Origin of the sequence: Campylobacter sp. IFREMER_LSEM_CL1846, assembly GCF_025772105.1 — a bacterium.
GTDB classification, from domain to species: domain Bacteria; phylum Campylobacterota; class Campylobacteria; order Campylobacterales; family Campylobacteraceae; genus Campylobacter_D; species Campylobacter_D lari_D.
In genome coordinates this window covers 58,394-80,736 of sequence record NZ_JAKMRM010000001.1, presented here as the reverse complement: position 1 = coordinate 80,736, position 22,343 = coordinate 58,394, and the positions used below count along the sequence as shown (strand labels likewise).

Annotated in this window: 22 protein-coding genes, 1 pseudogene and 1 riboswitch; of the genes and pseudogenes, 8 read left to right on the top strand and 15 right to left on the bottom strand. The window is 30.7% G+C overall.

What is annotated here, in order from left to right:
- Positions 1–13: 13 nt before the first annotated feature.
- From L8W40_RS00400 to L8W40_RS00355, 10 genes are all read right to left on the bottom strand, one after another.
- On the bottom strand, positions 14–1,186 hold the full coding sequence (locus tag L8W40_RS00400; RefSeq protein WP_263660995.1) for an MFS transporter: 1,173 nt from the start codon (positions 1,184–1,186) through the stop codon (positions 14–16).
- Between the two features lie 2 nt (positions 1,187–1,188).
- Complete coding sequence (locus L8W40_RS00395; RefSeq protein WP_087699327.1) at positions 1,189–1,356, bottom strand: hypothetical protein; 168 nt, start codon at positions 1,354–1,356, stop codon at positions 1,189–1,191.
- Between the two features lie 2 nt (positions 1,357–1,358).
- Positions 1,359–1,694 (bottom strand): chaperone NapD, encoded by a 336-nt coding sequence (locus L8W40_RS00390; protein ID WP_133318735.1) that lies wholly within the window; start codon positions 1,692–1,694, stop codon positions 1,359–1,361.
- The gene (locus L8W40_RS00385) at positions 1,681–2,607 is read right to left on the bottom strand and encodes a WD40 repeat domain-containing protein (RefSeq protein WP_263660117.1); all 927 of its coding nucleotides are present in this window, start codon (positions 2,605–2,607) and stop codon (positions 1,681–1,683) included. Before L8W40_RS00385 ends, L8W40_RS00390 begins: the two co-directional genes overlap by 14 nt.
- A gap of 4 nt (positions 2,608–2,611) precedes the next feature.
- A complete protein-coding gene (locus L8W40_RS00380; RefSeq protein ID WP_263664391.1) occupies positions 2,612–3,130 on the bottom strand; it encodes a nitrate reductase cytochrome c-type subunit in 519 nt (172 codons plus the stop codon).
- Positions 3,120–3,911 carry a quinol dehydrogenase ferredoxin subunit NapH gene (napH, locus tag L8W40_RS00375; RefSeq protein ID WP_263664390.1) on the bottom strand — a complete coding sequence of 264 codons (792 nt, stop codon included), beginning with the start codon at positions 3,909–3,911 and terminating at the stop codon, positions 3,120–3,122. Before napH ends, L8W40_RS00380 begins: the two co-directional genes overlap by 11 nt.
- Positions 3,908–4,657, bottom strand: coding sequence for a ferredoxin-type protein NapG (gene napG, locus L8W40_RS00370; protein ID WP_133318731.1), 750 nt, complete (start codon positions 4,655–4,657; stop codon positions 3,908–3,910). Before napG ends, napH begins: the two co-directional genes overlap by 4 nt.
- Before the next feature lie 2 nt (positions 4,658–4,659).
- Positions 4,660–7,434: a periplasmic nitrate reductase subunit alpha gene (gene napA / locus L8W40_RS00365; protein WP_263664389.1), complete on the bottom strand. Its 2,775-nt coding sequence runs from the start codon at positions 7,432–7,434 to the stop codon at positions 4,660–4,662.
- 168 nt (positions 7,435–7,602) lie between these two features.
- Positions 7,603–8,397: a flagellar basal-body rod protein FlgG gene (gene flgG, locus L8W40_RS00360; RefSeq protein ID WP_133318729.1), complete on the bottom strand. Its 795-nt coding sequence runs from the start codon at positions 8,395–8,397 to the stop codon at positions 7,603–7,605.
- A 16-nt stretch (positions 8,398–8,413) separates the two neighbouring features.
- Complete coding sequence (locus L8W40_RS00355) at positions 8,414–9,226, bottom strand: flagellar hook-basal body protein (RefSeq protein WP_263664388.1); 813 nt, start codon at positions 9,224–9,226, stop codon at positions 8,414–8,416.
- A 134-nt stretch (positions 9,227–9,360) separates the two neighbouring features.
- Here L8W40_RS00355 and rpoD point away from each other — a divergent pair, with 134 nt between their 5' ends.
- Entirely contained in the window at positions 9,361–11,238 is a 1,878-nt protein-coding gene (gene rpoD / locus L8W40_RS00350; protein ID WP_133318727.1) for an RNA polymerase sigma factor RpoD, read from the top strand.
- Positions 11,239–11,259: 21 nt separating this feature from the next.
- Here the strand turns inward: rpoD and L8W40_RS00345 are convergent, their stop codons facing one another.
- A complete protein-coding gene (locus tag L8W40_RS00345) occupies positions 11,260–13,353 on the bottom strand; it encodes an RNA degradosome polyphosphate kinase (RefSeq protein WP_263664387.1) in 2,094 nt (697 codons plus the stop codon).
- Positions 13,354–13,582: 229 nt separating this feature from the next.
- Between L8W40_RS00345 and nrfH the strand changes: the two genes are divergently transcribed.
- Together nrfH and L8W40_RS00335 are read left to right on the top strand one after the other, a co-directional pair.
- On the top strand, positions 13,583–14,077 hold the full coding sequence (gene nrfH, locus L8W40_RS00340) for a cytochrome c nitrite reductase small subunit (protein ID WP_039618639.1): 495 nt from the start codon (positions 13,583–13,585) through the stop codon (positions 14,075–14,077).
- Between the two features lie 16 nt (positions 14,078–14,093).
- Positions 14,094–15,911: an ammonia-forming cytochrome c nitrite reductase subunit c552 gene (locus L8W40_RS00335; RefSeq protein WP_263664386.1), complete on the top strand. Its 1,818-nt coding sequence runs from the start codon at positions 14,094–14,096 to the stop codon at positions 15,909–15,911.
- A gap of 27 nt (positions 15,912–15,938) precedes the next feature.
- Here the strand turns inward: L8W40_RS00335 and thiC are convergent, their stop codons facing one another.
- From thiC to rpe, 3 genes are all read right to left on the bottom strand, one after another.
- Positions 15,939–17,237 carry a phosphomethylpyrimidine synthase ThiC gene (gene thiC / locus L8W40_RS00330; RefSeq protein ID WP_263664385.1) on the bottom strand — a complete coding sequence of 433 codons (1,299 nt, stop codon included), beginning with the start codon at positions 17,235–17,237 and terminating at the stop codon, positions 15,939–15,941.
- A gap of 43 nt (positions 17,238–17,280) precedes the next feature.
- A riboswitch (TPP riboswitch) is annotated at positions 17,281–17,385 on the bottom strand.
- A 32-nt stretch (positions 17,386–17,417) separates the two neighbouring features.
- Positions 17,418–18,182, bottom strand: a complete 765-nt coding sequence (locus L8W40_RS00325) for a 3'-5' exonuclease (protein ID WP_263662503.1) — start codon at positions 18,180–18,182, stop codon at positions 17,418–17,420.
- Positions 18,179–18,826 (bottom strand): ribulose-phosphate 3-epimerase, encoded by a 648-nt coding sequence (gene rpe / locus L8W40_RS00320; protein WP_220566854.1) that lies wholly within the window; start codon positions 18,824–18,826, stop codon positions 18,179–18,181. Before rpe ends, L8W40_RS00325 begins: the two co-directional genes overlap by 4 nt.
- Positions 18,827–18,968: 142 nt before the next feature.
- Here rpe and rpmB point away from each other — a divergent pair, with 142 nt between their 5' ends.
- The 5 genes and pseudogenes from rpmB (at position 18,969) to L8W40_RS08075 (ending at position 21,747) form a co-directional block, all read left to right on the top strand.
- Positions 18,969–19,163 carry a 50S ribosomal protein L28 gene (gene rpmB / locus L8W40_RS00315; protein WP_012661734.1) on the top strand — a complete coding sequence of 65 codons (195 nt, stop codon included), beginning with the start codon at positions 18,969–18,971 and terminating at the stop codon, positions 19,161–19,163.
- Between the two features lie 25 nt (positions 19,164–19,188).
- Positions 19,189–20,316 carry a potassium channel family protein gene (locus L8W40_RS00310; RefSeq protein WP_220566855.1) on the top strand — a complete coding sequence of 376 codons (1,128 nt, stop codon included), beginning with the start codon at positions 19,189–19,191 and terminating at the stop codon, positions 20,314–20,316.
- Between the two features lie 52 nt (positions 20,317–20,368).
- Entirely contained in the window at positions 20,369–20,584 is a 216-nt protein-coding gene (locus L8W40_RS00305) for a YdcH family protein (protein WP_133318720.1), read from the top strand.
- A gap of 431 nt (positions 20,585–21,015) precedes the next feature.
- Positions 21,016–21,300 (top strand): annotated as a pseudogene (locus L8W40_RS08080) (methyl-accepting chemotaxis protein); the annotation flags it as partial.
- Positions 21,286–21,747, top strand: a complete 462-nt coding sequence (locus tag L8W40_RS08075) for a CZB domain-containing protein (protein ID WP_412175450.1) — start codon at positions 21,286–21,288, stop codon at positions 21,745–21,747. The pseudogene L8W40_RS08080 and the gene L8W40_RS08075, both read left to right, overlap by 15 nt.
- A gap of 12 nt (positions 21,748–21,759) precedes the next feature.
- On the opposite strand, the gene L8W40_RS00295 is transcribed toward L8W40_RS08075, so the two are convergent.
- A complete protein-coding gene (locus L8W40_RS00295) occupies positions 21,760–22,329 on the bottom strand; it encodes an NUDIX domain-containing protein (protein WP_263664384.1) in 570 nt (189 codons plus the stop codon).
- Between the last annotated feature and the right edge of the window lie 14 nt (positions 22,330–22,343).

Sequence of the window (22,343 nt, the reverse complement as noted above, 5' to 3'; positions counted from 1 at the left end):
TTATTTTTAATTTTCACTTAATCACAGGAGCCTTATATGCCAAAAATACAAAAATGTTAAGTATTATAGCTACTATAATAAGCATAATAAAGCCTGAAGTGAAATTTCTAAAATTATCATGAAGCATGCCTATAATCCAAGGTGATTGAGCAGCTATTAAATACCCTATACCTTGTGACATAGCAGAAAGTTTAGCCGCTATGATAGAATTTGAGCTTTTGATAGCAATAAATAATAGCGAAATTGTAAAAACTCCACTAGAAGCAAAACCTAAAAAAATAGCCGCTAAAAACAAAATCGCTTTTACTTTAAAAAGAAAAATCATCATAAAACTTAAAAAATACAAAAACCCTAACATCACTATAGCAAAACTTTTAGCACGAGATCTAAGCTTTCCTAAAATGATAGGTAGTAAAAATGCCACAGGCATTCCTATGATTTGAGATAATAATAAAACATTAGAACCAAAGTCAATTCCAAAGCCCTTTTCACTAATCATCACACTAAGCCATGCAAAAAGACTATAAGATAAAAAACTTTGTAATCCCATTACAATAGTAACTTTCCAGGCTGTTAAGTTTAAAAAGATATTCACTTTATTAATATTTTTCTTTTTAGGGCGTAATAATCTTTTATTTTTCAAATGTGGAAAATAAAAAATCAAAGCAATTAAAGCCAATATAGCCCAAAAAAACATAGCTTGAGGTACATCAAAAAATTTAAGCAAAGGAAGCGATAAGGCCACGCCAGCAATTGAAGATAAGCCTATAATTGATCCATATAAACCCATTATCTTATAAGTATTTTTAGAAAATTTTTCTTTTACAAAAGAAGGTAATAAAACATTAGCTATTGCAATGCCTGCTCCTATCAAAAAAACCCCAGAAAATAAACCTATAGTTCCTCCATAACTTCTAATAACTTCTCCAAAGACAATCAAAATTAAGGCAAAAAACAAAGCTTTAATTTGTGAAAAATACGCTACAAAAAACGATATAAGACCAAAAGCTATTAAAGGTAAGGTTGTTAGCATACCTGCTAAAGTAGAATTGATATTGTAATATTCTTGAATATGTTCTATCATAGGACCTATGGAAGTTATAGGTGCTCTTAAATTTAAAGCAAGAGTAATCACAACTAAAATATTAATCCAAAAGAATTTTTTATATGAAATTTGTGTGTGCATGATTATTTTTGATTTAATATATTTTCAAGATATCTTTGTTTATCAGAATCGGTATTTTTTTGCACTACTTGTTTTTTTTCTTTTACAACTTCATTCTCTTTGGAAAAATAAAAGTGATCAATGATAAAAATAGAAGAAATAATCACAATTAAAGGAATTAAAAAAATCATAATCAATACTTTCTAAAAACATTACCATAGTATTCTAAATTATCTTTTTTTAAATTTTCATCAAAAGTATTTGCCTCAAAATTTGCTTTTAAAATTTTTTCTCTTTCTTCATCCAAATCCTGATACGAAAATACCATATTAATACTTATCACCCCATCAAGCTGTTCTAATTGTTTATATGCTTTTAACTCATCATCTAAATTTTCACTTTCTATTACCACTATAATTTTTTCTTCTTGAGCTAATTCCACACTACAACATGGTGTTTGTTGAATTTGTTCTTTAAGTTTTTCTAATTTTTCCTCTTTAGTTAAAATCAATACACTAGAAAGATTCATCTATACTCCAAAATATAATTTTATCTTCATAACCAGCACTAATAATTTCATGCTCGTTTAAAAATATAAGATATTCTAGCAAAAAATCTTTATTTTGGAATTTTTTTATTGTTTTTAAATTTTTAGTATCTATAAGCTCTATAATATTTTTTTCATTATCTCCAAAAACCGCTATAGAACCACTTTTATTTAGACTACAAGCATATATTAAAAAGTCTCTTTCTATGCTTTTTTCTTGATCATTTCGCACTATGCCTAATTTTCTATCAGTGCTACAACTTGTAATAATTGCATTTTTAAAATCAAGTTGATAAATATTATCTTTATGAAGATTTTTATAACTTTTTATTTTTTGCCACTTTTTCACATCAAAAAGTACTATTTCACCACTTTCAAAACCTGCTACTAATTGAGTTTTTGCCTCATTTAAAACCACATCACTTAAACTTGAGTTAGAGAAAGTAAAATTTTTTATAATATTTTTTGTTTTTAAATCAAAAAGCTCTATATTAGAACCTAGCAAGGCTAATAAAATAGTATCATCATCTAAAAACAAAGCTTTTTTTACTCCATCACTTAAAAGCTTATAGTTGTAAAGTTGTTTATTTTTATAAATACTAAGCCTTTTACTACCAAAATCACCTTCACTTAAAATCAAAATAGCCCCATTTAAGTAATCAATACTATAAATTCTAGGGCTAAGATTTTCTTCGTAAAAATTTTTAATCTTATCAAGTTGAGTGATTTTTTGCATTTTTTTGTCTTTAATAAAGTACTGATTTAATTCTCCATTATCAAGTCCTATAAGCAAACTACTATCAACAAGTTTTAAGGCATTTAAATTTGAATCAAGTTTAAGCTCATAACTAAATACATATACACTCATTAGTAAGATTAAAAATATTTTTTTCATAGTTTTATTTTACGCCTTCATTTAAAACATCTAAAAGATTAGATTTTTTCTTTAGTTCCTCATTTTTAAATTTAGCTTCAAAACTATTTCCTACTAAAGGTTTTGCATCGCTTTGTGGCACATGGCATTGTGTACAATTAAACCTTGCATCACTTATCATATCTTTAGTAGATTTGTTTTTTCTTAAGTCAAAATAATGGCTACTTGGAAGCGAAGTGGCTCCAACATCTTTAGCTATAGCTTTATCATGACAGCTTAAACAAATATTATTATCCTTAGTAATTGGAAGCATATCCTCTAAAGTATGTGGAATTAATGGCGGAGCATTTTCAAATGATCTCTCAATTAAAACAGATTCTCCAGCCATTGCTTGAGAATACTTTGCATCCAATAACTCTACATTTTCACTTTCTAAACTTGTTTTTCTTAAACCTATATCTTTTGAATCAACACTTTTAACAGCAAGTCCGCAAGCACTTATTAAAACAGCTGCTGCTAAGGATAAAAAGATTTTATTTTTCATTTTCTCTCCTTAAATTTATTATACTAAAACCTAAAGCATCATCACCGCAAACATCAACACATTTTCCACATCTTATACACTCACCTGATTTTACATCTTGATTTTCTTTACCTATCATCCAAAGCACTTGCTTTTCAGGGCATACTCCAAGGCATTTATAACACTTAGTACATTTTTGTAAGTTATATCTTACTTTTAGTAATGAAAAATGCGAACTTAAAGCCCAAAAAGCTCCTAAAGGACAAAAATGCGAGCAAATAAATCTTGGACTAAAAAATGTATCTATACAAAAAACAATCAAAGCTACAAAAAGCCAAGAAATACCGCCGAAAATAATTCCTCTTTGGATTATTCCTATATAAGAAAATTCCTCAAAAACAGGAAAGGAAAAAAGAAAAGAAAAAATCAAAACAAAAGCCAAAACATAATAACGCAAATTTTTATTTACATTAAAAATCCTTGCTTGATTAAAACCTAATTTACTTCTAATAAAATAAGCAAAATCAGTAATGATATTTACAGGACAAACCCAAGCGCAAAACGCTCTTCCAGCAAAAATAGCATAAAATAAAAATACTATCAAAGCACCACTTAAAGCCATTAAATCTACTTGCAAACTTGCTAAAGCAAGTTGAATAAACGCAAAAGGATCGCTTAGCGGCACCGAAGAAAATAAAACTGAAGAGCTTAAATTTCCTTTTAATATAAAATTAAATACACCAAAAGAAAAAAAAGTTAAGATAGACAATTGCACTATTCTTCTTAAAATAAGATATTTCATAACAATTCTCCATCATTAAGATAATCTTTAGCCTTGTTTTTATTGAAATTTTTATCTGTGTTTACATCTTGCAAGCGTTTTTCATCTTTTTCATCCCAACCTTTGATGTAATTATCCCCAGCTTTTCCCAAGACAAATTCTCTAGGTAAAACTCTAATAGCAGCTTTTTGCGTTATACAGGCTTTCTCACAAATCCCACATCCCACGCATACTTCATGATCTACTACAGGTAATAAAAATGCGTGCTTTGCAGTTCTTTCATTGCGTTTTATTTCAAGCTTTAATGCCTTATCTATCAATGGACAGGCTCTATAACAAGCATCACATTGAATTCCCCAATAAGCAACACAACTTGCACTATCAATTATAGCTATACCCATTTTTGTTTTATAAATTCCATCATTTTGCTCTAAATATTTATGATCTAGCGCATTTGTAGGGCAATCTCTTATACAAGGTATATCCTCGCACAATCTACAAGGATTTTCTCTTGCTATAAAAAAGGGTGTGCCATTTTTAGCACTATTTTCTAAATTTGCTAGTTTTAAAACATCATAAGGACAAGCTTTTACACAAAGTCCACATCGTATACATTTTGATAAAAATTCTTTTTCATCATCTGCCCCAGGAGGTCTTAAAAAATACTCCTGATTTGAGCTAAATGCTAAACTTGCTAAAAATGCACTTCCGCTTCCTATACATAAAAGCTTAAAAGTAAAGGCTAAAAATTCTCTTCTATTTTTCATTTTTATGCTTTAGTAATTTTTACGGCACATTTTTTGAAATCTGTTTGATTAGACAATGGACAAGTTGCATCTAATGTAACTTTGTTTATATATACATTTTCATCAAACCAAGGCACATACACAAGCCCTTTAGAAGGTTTATTTCTACCACGAAAATCTACTCTAGCTTTTACTTTACCACGGCGTGATTGTACCCATACGATATCACCTTGATTAATTTTCATTGCCTTAGCATCATCTTCATTCATATAACAAAGTGCTTCAGGTACTGCACGGAAAAGCTCAGGAACTCTCATGGTCATTGTTCCACTATGCCAATGTTCTAAAACCCTACCAGTACATAACCAAAATGGATACTCTTCACTCGGTCTTTCAGGAGCTTTCATAAATGGTCTAAAGAAAATTTTCACTTTGTTTTTCAAGCTATATTTTTCTTTAGTCTGCGGAGCCAGTAAATCTCCTTTTGGTAGTTCTTTAGCGAATTCACCATAAAATGCAAAATCTGAATTTGGAGCTGCTTTTTTAGCATAATAATCAAATTTAGTATTAAATCTCCATTGTGTTTCTTTACCGTTTACCACAGGCCATCTTAAACCTCTTACTTTATGATAAGTATCAAAATCAGCTAAATCATGCCCATGACCTAAACCAAATTTACGGTATTCTTCCCATAGATATTTTTGAACGAAAAAGCCATAACCCTCAAATTCTTTACCATCACTACCTATAATTTTTCTTTCATCGCCATTAACATCACTATTATCAAATCCTTTTGCAATAGAATCGTTTGCTTTGAAAGATTTTGCTTCTTTGTTTGCAAATAATACATCATATAAAGTATCATCTTCACTATAACCCATAGCTTTAGCTTCTTCTAAAACACTTGGCAGAGTAAGTTTATCATTTACCTTAGTTTCACCCCAAACTTCTTTTAATTTAAAGCGTTTTGCAAATTCCATAATTTGCCAAGTATCACTCATAGCCTCACCTACAGGCAGCACTTGCTGTTTCCAGTGTTGAGTTCTTCTTTCAGCATTACCATAAGCACCCCATTTTTCATAAATCATAGCACTTGGTAAAATTAAATCTGCCACCTTAGCACTAATTCCTGGGTAGCAATCACTCACAACGATAAAATTATCCATTTCTCTAGCTGCTGCTATCCAGTGATTTGCATTAGCAGTGTTTTGCCAAGGATTATTTACTTGCACCCAAGCAAATTTGATATTTCCATCTTCTAAATCTCTCATGATTTTTAAGTATGGAGCACCTGGTTTAGGATTGATTGTTTTTGCCGGAACTTTCCAAATTTTTTCGCTAATTTCTCTGTGTTTAGGATTTGCAACGACCATATCAGCAGGTAAACGATGCGAAAAAGTCCCTACTTCTCTTGCAGTTCCACAAGCACTTGGTTGCCCTGTCAATGAAAACGCACCGCTACCTGGCTTAGCTTGTTTGCCAAGTAAAAAATGCACCATATAAGCTTGCTCATTTACCCAAGTACCTCTTGTGTGTTGATTAAAGCCCATAGTCCAAAAACTTACAACTTTTCTATTTTTTTCTATATATAAATTTGCTAATTCTTGAAGTTTTTTCTTAAATTCTTCAATGCTTTCATCTTCATTACCTTTAGCAACTTTAGCAACATAATCAAGCGTATAAGGCTCTAATGCTTTTTTGAAATCTTCAAATGAAATTTCCCAATGCGCATCAGGAGCACTTTGGTGTTTCATTTCAAATTTATCACCTGTTTTTACTCCTAAATAAGCCAAAGATACCGCTTCTTCTTCATCTACAATAATAGCATTTTGTTTTGCTACTGTATCTTTCTCACTTGCTTTAAATTTAGGATGGTTTGGATTATTTCTCATTCCATAACCAATATCAGCATAGCCTGTTGTAAAGATACAATGTTTTTCAATAAATTCTTTATCCATAGCTTCAGGATGATTATAAACAATCTCTCTAGCGATATAATTCCAAATAGCTAAATCAGTATTTGGCTTGAAGATGATTTCAGTATCTGCTATATGAGAAGTTCTATTAGAAAAAGTAGATAAATTTACAATTTTGACTTTATCTAAATTACTTAATTTTCTATCACTTACCCTTGACCATAAAATCGGATGCATTTCTGCCATATTTGCACCCCAAGTAATAATAGTATCAGTAAGCTCTATATCATCATAACAACCAGAAGGCTCATCAACTCCAAAAGTTTGCATAAAACCAACAACCGCACTAGCCATACAATGGCGTGCATTTGGGTCTATATTGTTTGATCTAAAACCAGCTTTTACTAATTTTGCAGCAGCATATCCTTCTTGTATAGTATATTGACCACTTGCAAAAATTCCAATTCCTTCAACACCTTTTTCTTTGTAAGCTTTTTTAAATTGTTTTTCCATTTCATCAAAGGCTCTTTGCCAAGAAACTTGTTGAAATTTTCCATTTTTATCAAACTCACCTTTTGCATTTACGCGAAGTAAAGGTGTTACTAAGCGATCTTCTCCATACATAATTTTTGCATTAAAATAACCTTTAATACAATTTAATCCACGATTTACAGGAGCTGCTGGATCTCCTTTTACAGCAACAATTTTACCATCTAAACTTGCAACTAAAATTCCACAGCCTGTACCACAAAATCTACAAACAGCCTTATCCCAACGCCATTTATTCTCAGTATTAGCAAGTACACTACTTGGAACACTAAGACCTGCAACACCACAAGCACTAGCAATAGCGGTGTTTTTAATGAAATCTCTTCTGTTCATTATATCCCTCGTTATTGTTTATTCAATGTATTTTAATACATCTAAAAAATATTACTACATTAATGATAAAATTTAAATTATAAAAAAGAATATTTTATAAGTATTTATAAATAGGAGTTTTTTAGTATATTTTTAAATATTTTTACATATTATAAACGCTAGTTAATTCTAGCGTTTTAATTGATTTACAATTCCAAGCATATCATCACTTGTAGTGATTGCTTTTGAGCCTGCTTCGTAAGCTCTTTGTCCTGTAATAAGATCAGTCATTTCCTCTACAAGTTGAACATTACTAAGCTCCACAAAGCCGTGTTTGATGACAGAAAAACCGTTCTCGCCCGCTATACCTGCAATAGGCGCCCCACTTGCATCAGTTTCTACTAAAAGGTTATCCCCTAAAGCATGTAAACCTGCAGGATTGATAAAATTTACAAGTTCAATTTGTCCTATTTGAGTTTCAGCTGTATTTCCTGGCTGCATTACTGAAACTGTCCCATCGCTTGCAACATTTATAGCAATAGCATCTTCAGGTATAGTCATTTCCGGTAAAAGTCTATAACCATCTGAATTTACTATGTTTCCTTCAGCATCTTTAGTAAATTGACCATTTCTAGTATAAGCTATAGTTCCATCAGGCATTTGAATTTGGAAAAAGCCATTATTACCAGCAATTGCCATATCAAGACCTGAAGTTGATGTTTGTTTTAAACTACCTTCACTAAAAATTTTACTTACAGCTGTTACTCTTGCTCCAAGCCCTACTTCAATGCCGCTTGGATGTTTTGTGGTGCTTGAGGTTGAAGTTCCTGCATATTTCATCGTTTGATACATCAAATCTGCAAATTCTGCACGCGATTTTTTATAACCTACTGTATTAACATTTGAAATATTATTTGAAGTCACATCAATTTGTGTTTGTTGCGATACCATCCCTGATGCTGCTGTGTATAATGATCTTAACATTTTATCTATCCTTAGTTTATTTAGTACTTGCTAATTTATTAATAGCTTCTTGATTTAAATCATCCATATGAGATGTCATAACTTTTTGATACATCTCAACCATTCTATTTGCCTCAATTAATCCTACCATTTCTGTAACTGGATTAACATTTGATCCTTGAGTAAAACCTTGCTTAATGGCATTTGAATTTGGTAAATCTCTAATCTTGTTTAAATTATCAATTTTATACATATTATCGCCATCTTTTTGCAAATCTCTTAAATCATCAACTTGTGCTACAAATAATCTTGCAATATTTTGATTGGCTGCACTGATGATTCCATTTTTATCCACATTAATAAAAGAAGTAGAATCTCCTATGCGTACGCCATCATTTTCGGGATTATTAAAATAATCACTGCTTAAAACTCTGTATCCTTGACGATTTACCAAATAACCCTCATCATCAAGTTGGAAATTTCCATCTTGACTTAATCTTATTTCTCCATTATTTGTTTTAATCAAGTAAAAAGTATCTTCGCGAGTAAGAGCTAAATCCAAAGGATTATGCGTCATTTTCATAGAACCTACACTAAAATTTGTATAGACATGATTAACCTGCGGAACTCTATCTATAGTTGTATTAACAAATCTTGCAGCATCTCTTGTGTGATTTTGTATAGGTAACTCATCTTGAGTTTCTTTAAAAATCCTTTTAAAATCTGCAATAACAACATTATCTCTTTTATAGCCACTTGTATTTACATTTGCTAGATTGTTAGTTACAACATCTAAGCGATTAAATTGCGTAACCATAGCACCGGTGGCTTGATAATACCCATTTTGCATTATTTTTCCTAACTAAAATCTTAATTTTTCACTAACAAAGCAAAAGTCGTTCCAAAATATTTTTATTTGTTTTTAATTAATTTTTAGGCATAATATTTAGTTTTACACTCATTACTTAAATACAAGGGGTATCCATGGCTAATGAAACTAATGTTTTAGAAGAACTTTTCAAAGAAAATTCTAAAGATTATATCACATATGAAAAACTTGTCAAGTATTTTGCAAAGCTTCCAAACGCAACAAGTGCGAAAAAAATCCGTGATCTAATGGATAAATATAAAGTAGAATTAATCTCTTCAGCTGAAATTGCCAAAAAAAGAAATTTAGAAGAAGCAAAAAAGCTACAAGAGGAAAAACAAAAATTACAAGATACAAGTTTGGAAAATGAATTTGATTTAGCCAATGAAAATGATTTACTTGAGTGGAGCAGATCAGACTCTCCTGTAAGAATGTATTTAAGAGAAATGGGACAAATTGCTCTTTTAAACAAAGATGAAGAAATTGAAATTTCTAAAAAGATTGAGCTAGGCGAAGACATTATCATCGATGCTTTTTGTTCTGTGCCTTATTTGATTGATTTTATACTTGATTATAAAGAACCTTTAATTAATAGAGAAAGAAGAGTGAAAGAGCTTTTTAAAAGCTTTGAGGATGATGATAAAAGCGATGATGATAAAAGCGATGAAGAAATAGACTCTGAAGAAGAAAACGAAAATGAGGAAAATGAAAATTCTAATGAAAAAAAACCTAAAAAAACAAATAAAAAAGAAGATGAAAGAACTCTAAAAGTCATAGAAAGCTTTAAAGCATTAGAAAAAGCAAAAAAAGAATGGTTAAAAACTATATCTACTATTAATGCAGAAAAAAATGACGATGAACTATTAGATAAACTCATAATTGCTTTTAAGAAAAATATACTAAAAGAAAAACTAATGGATCTAGGTCCAACATCAAAACTTATTTCTGAAATAGTAAAATCTATGGAAACGGCATTAAAAAGTGATGAGGAATTTGATAAAGAATTAAAACGCTTAGAGTATCGCTTACCGATGTTTTCAGAAGAATTAAAACAAAGACACCAAGATATTTTAAAAGATATTACCAAACTTAGCAAAGAAGAAATAGCCGAGCGTGCTTTAGAAACTACCATGGTAAGCACTTATATGGAGATTAAAAAACTTATTCAAACTAAAGAAGCTAGTCAAAATTCTTTTGATTTAGAAAAAGATCAATTAAAAGAAATTCTAGAGCAAATCAAACGCGGTAAAAAAATATCTGATGAGGCTAAAACTAGAATGGCAAAATCAAATTTACGCTTAGTTGTAAGCATTGCTAAAAGATATACTAACCGCGGATTACCATTTTTAGATTTAATCCAAGAAGGCAACATAGGCTTAATGAAAGCGGTAGATAAATTTGAATACAAACGCGGTTATAAGTTTTCAACCTATGCAACTTGGTGGATTAGACAAGCTATTTCAAGAGCAATTGCCGATCAAGCAAGAACTATAAGAATTCCTATTCATATGATAGAAACTATCAATCAAATCAATAAAATCATTCGCGAGTATTTACAAAAAGAAGGTAAAGAACCGGATGTAAGTATTATTGCAAAAGAAGTAGGACTTAGTATAGATAAAGTAAAACAAGTTATTAAAATTACTAAAGAACCAATTTCCCTAGAAGCACCTATTAGCAACGAGGATGATGGTAAATTTGGAGATTTTGTAGAAGATAGAACCTCAATTTCACCTATGGATCACATCTTAAAAGATGATTTAAAAGAACAAATTGATGAAGTTTTAGATCAGCTTAATGATAGAGAAAAGGCTGTTATTAGAATGCGTTTTGGCTTAATGGATGATGAAAGTGATAGAACTTTAGAAGAAATCGGTAAAGAATTAAATGTCACAAGAGAAAGAGTAAGACAAATAGAAAGCTCAGCTATAAAAAAACTTAAACACCCAAAAGTTGGTAGAAAACTTAAAAACTACATAGAAGGTTGGAAATAATCCTTGCTAAAAAAGCAAGGATTAGCTATCTCTAAAAAGCTTCGTTGCTAAGTGCGTCGCCCTGCTGTGATCAGTATCTTTTTTCAAGGTATTAAAAATTCTACTAATATACTCTTCTAAAGTTTGTTGAGAATTGTTGATTTTTTCTGTCTCATTTAAAATAACCTTACGATATCTTCCCTCGTTGTCTAACTCATAAGCTAAATCATTGTCGCTTAATTGTAGTTTTAAAATTTGAGCCAATTTTGCACGAGAATGCTCATCAAAAATAGGAGTCATTAATTCTAGTCTTCTTTCTAAATTCCTTGGCATCCAATCAGCGCTTGAAATAAAATAATTTGGTGTTGTATGTTTAAAATATAAAATTCTAGCATGCTCTAAATATTTTCCCACTATACTTCTAACTCTTATATTTTCACTATATCCTTTTACTCCAGGTCTTAAACAACAAATTCCACGCACAATAAGATCTATTTTAACACCTTTATTTGAAGCTTCATATAAAGCTTTAATCACATCACCATCTACCAAAGCATTCATTTTGGCTATGATTACTCCATCTTTTCCATAGCTTGCTTCAGTAGCTATCATATCTAAAATTCTTTCTTTGATTTGCTTTGGACTCATTGATAAAGTCTTTAAACGACGACTTTTACTATATCCTGAAAGTATGTGAAAAAAAGTTGTAGTATCTTGAGAATATTCTTCTTTTGAAGTAAAATAACTCACATCAGTATAAATTTTAGCTGAACTTGCATTGTAATTACCCGTACTTAAATGATTATAAATTTTTAATTTATCCCCTTCTTTTCTAATCACTTGAGCTACTTTTGCATGCACTTTAAAACCAGTGATTCCATATACCACATGAGCCCCTGCATTTTCTAATGATTTTGCCCAATGCAAGTTATTTTCCTCATCAAAACGCGCTTTTAATTCTACCATTACAGTAACTTGTTTGCCATCGCTTGCTGCATCAATTAAAGCTTGAACTATGTTTGAATTTTTTTCTACTCTATAAAGAGTCATTCTTATAGAAACAACCTTAGGATCTTTACTTGCCTCTTTGATAAATTGATATACAGGCTCAAAACTCTCATAAGGCTGTATAGCCAAAATATCTTGTTTATCTATTGCACTAAATATAGATACATTATCCCCAAAAGGTGGTAAAATTTTTGGTGTATACATAGGATTTAGCAAATGTGTAAATTCTTTGTTGGAAATGATTTGCCATAATGAAGCTAAATTTAAAAGTATATTATACTCATAAATATCTTTATGAAAAATATTCATATGAGAACTTAAAAATTCAATCAACTGCTCATCTGCGCCTTTTTCTATTTGCAAGCGTATAAAAGCACCTTTTCTACGAAGTTTTAAACCCTGCTCTAAAATCAACATAAAATCATCAGCTTCTTCTTCTTCTATTTCCATATCTGCATTTCTAGTTACTCTAAAAGCAGCAGAAGATAAGAGCTTATAGCCAGGAAAAATATGCTCAGTATGATAGCGTACTATACTTTCTATAGGCACATAAATATTAGAACTTACTTGATAAAATCTTGGTAAAACCCTAGGTATGCGTATCATGCCAAATTTTAAAAGTTCAGGGTGCATAGGATCACAAAGTTTTACCGCTAAAGAAAATGAAAGGTTATTTAAATGCGGAAAAGGATGAGTTGCATCAACTGCAATTGGAACTATCACAGGAAAAATATTAGAAAAAAAATGCTCATTACATTGCTGTTTTAAATCCTCATCAAGTTCTTCGTATGAGCGAATAAATAAATTTTCTTTTTCTAAATCTTGGGTAATTTTAGTAAAATACTGCTCTACTACATATTTTTCTTCATGTAGATAATTTCTAATAGCTTTAAGTTGCGCAAGAGGAGTCATTTCATCATTGCTTGTTGTGCTTATTCCTGCCACAAAAAGTTGTTTTAATCCAGCCACTCTTATCATATAAAACTCATCTAAATTTGTACAGTATATAGCAATAAATTTAAGTTTTTCAAGCAAAGGAAGATCTTTAGAGCATTGATCTAAAACACGAGAATTAAACGCAAGCCAAGAAAGTTCTCTGTTAATATACATTGATGGTTGAATTTGCATGATATACCTACCTTTATTTCTAGATATTTATATTTTAGTATTTCTTTCATTAAAATTTATTTTATTTGTATAATAGTAAATATAATTATATAAAAAAAAATAACACTTTTTTTATCTTATTAAAAAAATAATAAATGATTAATAAATATATATTTACTTTTTTACCTTTATGGTGTTATATAATTATACACAAGTTCTTGTAACTTAAACTTCATTCAAAGGAGAGACTTTGAAAAAAGCAAACTCAAAACTTTTTGCTGTTTTCCTCTTCTTACTTGTAATTTTAGCAGGAGTTGGAATGTATACTTTCCATAATGCTAAGGGCACTTCTTATTTTAGCGATGCTAGTGAAAGCTGTAATAATTGCCATATTATGAACGAGGTTTATAATGATTATTTAAAAGCTTCGCACTCTAAAGAAGTTGATGGTAAACCAAGAGCAACCTGTAATGATTGCCATTTGCCACATAGCTTTTTTGAAAAATGGATTGCTAAAGCTCAAAGTGGCTTAGGACATGCTTATGCATTTACTTTCAAACTAGATTCTTTACCTACACATTTGAGTGCAAATGCAAAAAGTAAAGAAATAGTCCAAAATAACTGTATAGAATGTCACAAAGAAATTGCGAGTAACACTATCAACCCTACCCTAGATCCACATAAAGATAATGCTTTAAGTTGTGTATCTTGCCACCAAGGTGTTGGTCACAAGAGAGGATTTTAAATGAAAGGAGTATTTAATGAATAACAAAGGCATTTTATATAGTGCTATAAGTGCTACTATAGTAGCTATTGCAGGTGTATTATGGCTTAATCAGGACATTACAGCTAAAACAAATGATTCAGTAGGCGGGATCATTTCACAAGAAATTGTAAAACTTGGTGATGAAAATCCTACTTTTGATTACTGGGGAAAGAACTTTCCTGATTATTTAGACATGCACACAGCAGTAGAAAAACAAACACCTAATGCAACAGAATTTGGTGGAAATTTAGCTTATTCAAAGCTTATTCGCTATCCACAACTAACTGTTCTTTGGGCAGGTTATCCATTTAGCATTGATGCAAATGAAGAAAGAGGACACTTTTGGGTTCAAGTAGATCAAATGGATACAGCTAGAAATAATAAAGATTTCTTAAATGCACATGGTTTTACAGGATTTGGCGGTCAACCAACGGCTTGTATGAACTGCCATAGCGGATGGACTCCATGGCTTTTAAACAACACTGCAAAAGGTGATTGGGTAGCATTTAACTCTGCAAAATATTGGACTATGGTTAAAACTATCCCAGCTGTAAATGGAGCTAAAGAAAACTCACCTGAACACAGCGGACCTCATGGTGGAAAAAGAATGGGTGTAACATGCGCAGATTGCCACAACCCAACAGATATGAGTTTAAGACTTACAAGACCAGCTTTAATTAAAGCATTAATTTCAAGAGGTTATGAAGCAGACGAAAAACAAGGCATTAAAGCTTCAAGAAGCGAAATGAGAACTTTAGTATGCTCTCAATGTCATGTTGAATACTACTTCAAACCAACAGGCACTAAAGTGAAAACTATAGGCGAAAGTATTGCTAATGATAGTTCTAAAAAATGGTGGAATGGCACTCAAAAAACTTATGATGAGTTTGATTCTTGGAGAGATGGTAACAAGCCAGTTGAAATCGAAGTTGATGGTATAGAGCTAGCATTTCCATGGAGTGAGTGGAAAAAAGGCGAGCCATTTAGAATAGAAATGATTGATGATTATTATGAAAAAAATAGAGAAAATTTTCCAAGTGATTGGGTTCATAAAATCACAAAAGCGCCAATGATTAAAATTCAACACCCAGAAAGCGAACTTTATAGTGGTGGAGTACATGCTGCAAATGGTATAAGTTGTGCAGATTGTCATATGCCTTATATTAGAAAAGGTGCAAAAAAAGTTACTAACCACAATATTACTTCACCTTTAGTTGATATTAACTCAGCTTGTAAAACTTGTCACACTCAAAGCGAAAGCTATCTAGCTAAACAAGTAAAAGATATTCAAAATTCAGTAGCCCATGATTTAAGAACAGCTGAATATTCTTTAGTAAGCTTGATTAAAGATATAGAAACTATTCGTGCAGAACTTGGAAAAATGCCTAAATTTCAAACTGATGGCAAAGCAGATGATGCTAAAATTTCGACTGAATTAAAAGAAGTATTAGAACTACATAGAAAATCTCAAATTAGAGCAGACTTTGTAGGTGCTGAAAACTCAACAGGTTTCCACAATCCTAGAGAAGCTTCAAGAATGCTTTTACAATCAGTTGATATGTCAAGACAAGGACAAACTAAGCTAGCAGAAATTGCAGCCAAAAATGGCATTAAAGATTTCAAAACTTCAAATTTAGGTTTTGAAGATATTCAAAAATTAAATCCAGGTGAAATTCACTATAAAGTAGATCTAAATGGTAATAAAGCAGGTGATCGCTACTATAAACACCAAGAAGTAAATGGTAATCCACCAGCAAAACTTCTTGAAGATGATAAAAATCTAAAACCTTATAATTATAAAGTAATAGATTAATCAAAATAAACCCTCGCAATCGAGGGTTTATTCTTTTATCAAACTTACATCCTCACCTTTTAAAATTTTATTCATAGTGTTCATAGCACACATTTTTCCACACATTGAACAAGAATTAAGTTCTTCAGGCTTTCTTTCATTAAACATTTTCTTAGCCTTTTCTCCATCAATTGCTAATTTAAACATTTTTTCCCAATCAATATCTTGTCTTGCTTTACTCATTTCATCATCTATTTTTCTTTCTTTGGGAAGCTTGGCTATATCTCCTGCATGAGTTGCTATTTTAGTTGCTACTATACCATCTCTTACATCTTCTAAATTTGGAAGTCTTAAATGTTCAGCAGGAGTTACATAACAAAGTATATCAGCGCCAGCTGCTGCTGCAACTGCTCCACCAATTGCTCCACTTATATGATCATATCCTGCACCTATATCAGTAACTAATGGTCCTAAAACATAAAATGGAGCTCCATTGCAAATTCTTTTTTCAAGTTGCATATTAGCTTCTATTTCGTTAATAGCCATATGACCAGGTCCTTCTATCATTACTTGTACATCTTGAGCCCATGCTCTTTTAGTTAATAACGAAAGTTCGATAAGTTCAGCAATTTGAGCTCCATCACTTGCATCATGAGTACAACCAGGTCTTAGTGCATCACCCAAAGAAAGTGTCACATCAAATTCCTTACATATAGCAAGCAAATCATCATAATATTCATAGAATGGATTTTCAGCATCATTCATTTGCATCCAAGCATAAAGAACTGAACCTCCTCTTGAAACTATATTAGTAATCCTATCACACTCTTTAAAAACCCTAGCAGCACGAGAATTTATCCCTGCGTGAATTGTCATAAAATCCACTCCACTTTTAGCATGATGATATACTACATCTAAAAAATCTTTTGCTTTAATATCTTTTAAATCTTTTTCTAAAAAACCTACCGCATCATAAACAGGCACAGTACCTATCATAGCTTTTGAAGTAGCAATTAGCTCATCTCTAAAACGACTAGTTTTACCATAATTACTAAGATCCATAATAGCTTCTATATTAAATTTGTGAGCCAATTCTACCTTTTTCATCTCTTCACTATAATCTACACAATCATTTGAAACACCTAAATTTACATTTACCTTTGTTTTAAGTCCATAACCGATACCATTTGGATCTAATGCTTTATGGTTGATATTTGCAGGAATGATGATTTTTCCACATGCTATATTTTCAAGTAAAAAATCTTCACTTACTTGTTCTTTTTGTGCAACAATTTGCATTTGCTTTGTGAAAATTCCTTCTTTTGCATAAGACATTTGAGTTTTCATTTGAATTTATCCTTGAAATAATTTTGGATAAATGAAGGGTATGTGAGTAGTTGATAAATTATCCCAACGCTAGTATTACCTAGTTCTGGTGCGGTCTAAGCTTTTAGCTTACTCTCAGCCTGTATCACAAGCTCCCGTCATTTATGCAAAAGAAGTATAGCAATAAATACAAAACAAAGTTTATTTTTTTGTTTGATTTTTAGCTTGCTTGCTAAAATGTAACAATTCTTCAGTAGTTTTAATGTAAAAAGGAATTTTTTTAAGACAGTATTTCAAAATTTCACTTGCGGCCAAAGCATCACTTAAAGCTCTATGATGCTTACTTTCAATACACAAAAACTCTTTTAGAGCATCAAGGCCGTATTTGGGACTTTCAATGCATTTTTTAGCTAAATCAATAGTACATAATCTTCTATTTAAAAGCACTCCAAAATCATTTTCATACATAGCTTTAGATATAAAATGATAATCAAAACGCACATTGTGTGCTACAAAAATGCTATCTTTTAAAAATAACTTAAAATCATTTAACACAGCTTTCAAAGAAGGAGCATTTTCTACCATATCTAAACTAATCCCAGTTAATTCTGTAATATTTTCAGGTATGCTTTCTACTTTTACAAAACTCTCAAATCTATCAATTTCTTTATAATTTTGAATTTTTACAGCACCTATTTCTAAAATTTGACCACTTTTTATCCCGCCGGTACTTTCAATATCTACAACACAAAATATCTCATCTTTTATTTTTTTATTTTTACTTTTTAAACACAAACAATTTTGTGCATTAAGCTCTACCCCTAGTCCTAAAAGCTCAAAAATATATAAATCAAAATCATAGTGGTTTAATTCTTCTATTTTTGCAAGTTCTTTTAAAACCCAAGGAAAAGGTTTGTTTTCTTTGCTTAGCTTGATGATTAAATCATCGATTTGTTGTTGGCTCAAAATTCAAGCTTTAAAGAATTAATTGCTGTTTTTTTATCTTGCGAAGAAAAAATATAACTACCCGCGACCAAAATATCAGCTCCTGCTTCATCCAAATCAGGTGCATTTAAGCCATTTACCCCACCATCAACCTCTATAAAAACTTTAAGATTTTTCCTATCTATCATTTCTCTCAACTGGCGAATTTTATTATACACCAAAGGTAAAAAACTTTGCCCGCCAAAGCCTGGATTAACACTCATTAAAAGCACCATATCTACAAATTCTAAAATATGTTCTATGCTTGAAACTGGAGTATGTGGATTTAATACAATAGCAGGATGAATGCCGTTTTTTCTTATATACTCACACACCCTAATAGGATGGTTTTCAGCTTCTAAATGAAAACTAATAAATTTTGGTTTTATAGGTATAAATAAATCTACAAAACTACTAACATTATGCACCATTAAATGCACATCTAAAGGTACTGAAGTAATTTTTGAAATATTTTCAATCACACAAGGACCAAAAGTAAGATTTGGCACAAAATGTCCATCCATCACATCAATGTGCAACAAATCAGCTCCCGCTTGAGATACTTCTTTAATCTCATTTTCTAAGTTTAAAAAATTTGCAGACAATAAACTTGGCGCTACATACATTATATATCTCCAATAAAATAAAAAATAATTTTATCATACTTATTATCAAATTTTCTTTATGTATTTTTAATAATATTTGATTTTTTTAAGCTTGCTTTAGATATAATGCTAAAAATTATTTTTATTTCATAAGGAAAAATTTATGTCAAGAATTTGCCAAATTACAGGAAAAGGACCTATGGTAGGTAACAATGTTAGCCATGCTAACAACAAAACTAAAAGACGCTTTTTGCCAAATTTAAGAACAGTTCGTATTACTTTAGAAGATGGAACTACTAGAAAAGTTAGAGTTGCTGCTTCAACTTTAAGAACACTTAAAAAACAGAGTAGCAAATAATCCTTAATATAAACGAGGAATTATTATGTCTTTTTTGAAAAAGCTACAAAAATTCCTCAATTGGTCCCCTTCTCCAAAACCTTCAATCAACCTCAATGACGAGCTTTACGAGCAACTTAGATTTTTAAGAATTCCTCTTATTGCTGTCGTAATAATGACACTAATTGGAGCTTTTGGTTATATGCTTACAAGTAATTATAATCTCAATGATGCTATTTACCAAGCTGGTATGACATTTACCACTTTAGGCTACACTGAAGTCAATCCCATACCAACAGCGGGTAGAATTTTTACCGTTATATATGTATTATTAACTTTTACAATATTTACTTTTTGCATGGGTTTAGTGATAGAAATAGTAAAAAAAGGAATCTTGTCTAAAATAATCAAGGAGAGAAGAATGCTTCATAAAGTTGCAAGATTAAAAAATCATTTTGTAATATGCTATCACAATGATTTTACCATAGAACTAGCACAGCAATTCAAAGAAAATCACATTCCTTTTGTTGTTGTTGATGAAATAGAAAATTTTAGCGAGATAGCTGAAAAATACAATTATCCTTATTATATAGAAAGTGCTCCACATACAAATATAGCCTTTTTAAAGACCAATCTTTCTAGCGCAAAAGGTGTAATTACTCTTAGCAATAACATAGCAGATAATATAGCCATCATTGCTTCAGTGAGATTGTTTGAAAAAGAATTACAAAGAATCAATCCTTATTTTATACTAGCTAGCTCAAGCAATGAAGACGAAACTGAAAAACTAAAAAAACTTGGAGCAAATTCCATAGTTTCTGCTACAAAATTGGTCGCACAAAGACTTAGTGCTATGTCAGCAAGACCTGATATGGAAAATTTATTAGAAAATTATCTTTACAAAAAAAATAGCCCTATTGATTTAGAAGAGGTTAAAATTCCTGACGAGTCATGGGTAAGATTTAAAAGACTAAAAGAAATCCATTTAAGAGATATGGCAAATGTTAGCATAGTAGGAATTTTGGAAAATAAAAAATTTACCCCTATGCCAAGAGGAGACACTTTAATAGGCACTGGTGCAAAATTGTTAATCGTTGGTACAGCAGATAGTATAAAAATAGCTAAAAAGATTATTAAAAATAAACAAAAACCTGACGAGTTAAAATACATTTAACTTATTTAAGCTATAATCAATAACAATAAAATTTCAAAAAAAGGAGGCTTACATGCTACATGAATTTAGGGATTTAATCACCGAGTTAAAAGGCAAGGATATGCATTTTGATAAGTTGTTTGAAGAGCACAACAAACTTGATCACAAAATCAAAGATGCAGAAGAAGGTAGAATTCATCTAGATAGCTTAGAAATAGCAAATCTAAAGAAAGAAAAGTTAAAATTAAAGGATGAATTAAATACTTATTTATCAAATTATAAAAAATAATTTCTACCGATTTTTTTAACTTTTAAGGATTAAATATGTTTGGGAAAAAAAGTCAATTATCACAAGACTTTGAAAATTTACAAAATAAAATCAAAGAACTAGAAGAAGAAAACAAAAGACTTCTTTCAGAAAAACAAGAATTAATTAAAAATTATGAAAAACAACTTCAAGGAAATTGCGGAAAAACTGAACTTGAAACAAATCTTTTGGAAATGCTATTAAATGGTGTTTTAAAAGGTATTGCAAATGTTCAAAGTGATATGCAGGAAAATGTTAATAAAGCGGAAATGATTTCTCAATATTCTGATTCCTCTTTAAAAGATATGCAAGAGTTAAATTCAATAACTCACTCTATCATATCTTCACTTCAAAGCATTATAGAATCAGCTAATCGCTCAAGAGATACAGCGGGAAATTTACACCGCAGCGTTGATGAGATTACTAATGTTATTAACTTAATCAAAGATGTATCCGATCAAACCAATCTTTTAGCACTAAATGCCGCAATCGAAGCTGCTAGAGCAGGAGAACACGGCAGAGGCTTTGCTGTTGTTGCTGATGAAGTAAGAAAACTTGCTGAAAAAACACAAAAAGCAACTTCTGAAGTAGAATTAAATATTAACCTATTAAAACAAAATGCTGATGAGATGTATGGACAAAGTGAACAAGTAGAAAAAGTATCATTAGAATCTAATGAGCATATAGTAAAATTCTCTAGTAATTTTGCTCAATTAATTTCTAATGCAAATTCAACTAGTTCTCACGCTAAAAGCATTACCTCTGAAATATTCATATCACTAGCAAAACTAGATCATATTGCATTTAAATTAAATGGATATAATGAAATTATTCATGCTTCAGGAAAAACTTTATCTGATCACTTAAGTTGCAGACTTGCAAAATGGATTGCTGGTATTGGCAAGGAAAGATTTTCTGGCGGAAGAGCTTTTGGTAAGTTAAATTTACCACATCAAAAAGTACATGAAAATATGAACCAAGCCGTTGCTTTAGCACATAATGAAGATACAAGTGATAAACTAGTACAAAATCAAATTTTAGATAAATGCTCTAATGCTGAAAAGGCTTCTGAAGATTTATTTGGAATCTTTAAAGAAATGCTTGATGAAAAAGATCTAAATATTGAAAATAAAGAGGAAAAATAAAAAGAGGTAAGATTAATTCTTACCCTTAAACCATAAATACGCATACTCAAGTAAAGGAGTTTTTATAGGATTTTCTTTAGAAAACTTTTCAAAATCTTTTCTTTTTATCCATACTGCTTGGATATCCTCCCCCTCAATTCCACCACCATTACCAATTTTATCATCTTCATTAATTTCAGCAAAAAATAAAAATTGTCTACTAACACCTGAACCAAAACCTGTATAAAATTCCCCTATTTTTTCTACAACCTTAGGAGCATAACCTAGTTCTTCAACACATTCTTCTTTAGCTATTTCCTCTAAACTCAAATCTTTATCAACAAGACCTGAACAAAGCTCTATGCTAAATCCCATCTCGTTTAAATTTAAGTTATTGCGTTTTTGATAATCCCATAAAGGAATTCTAAATTGCTTTACAAAAACAAAAGAATCTTTTTGAGTATGATATAAAAAAACAGAAACACTATCTAATGCTTCTATAAAATCCCAAGTATATTTTTTGTTATCTTTACCTATATAAGTATATCTTTTAGGTTTAATATATTTTGAGTTAGAAAATTGCTCTTCTTGTAAATTTTTCATGTAAAATCCTTATA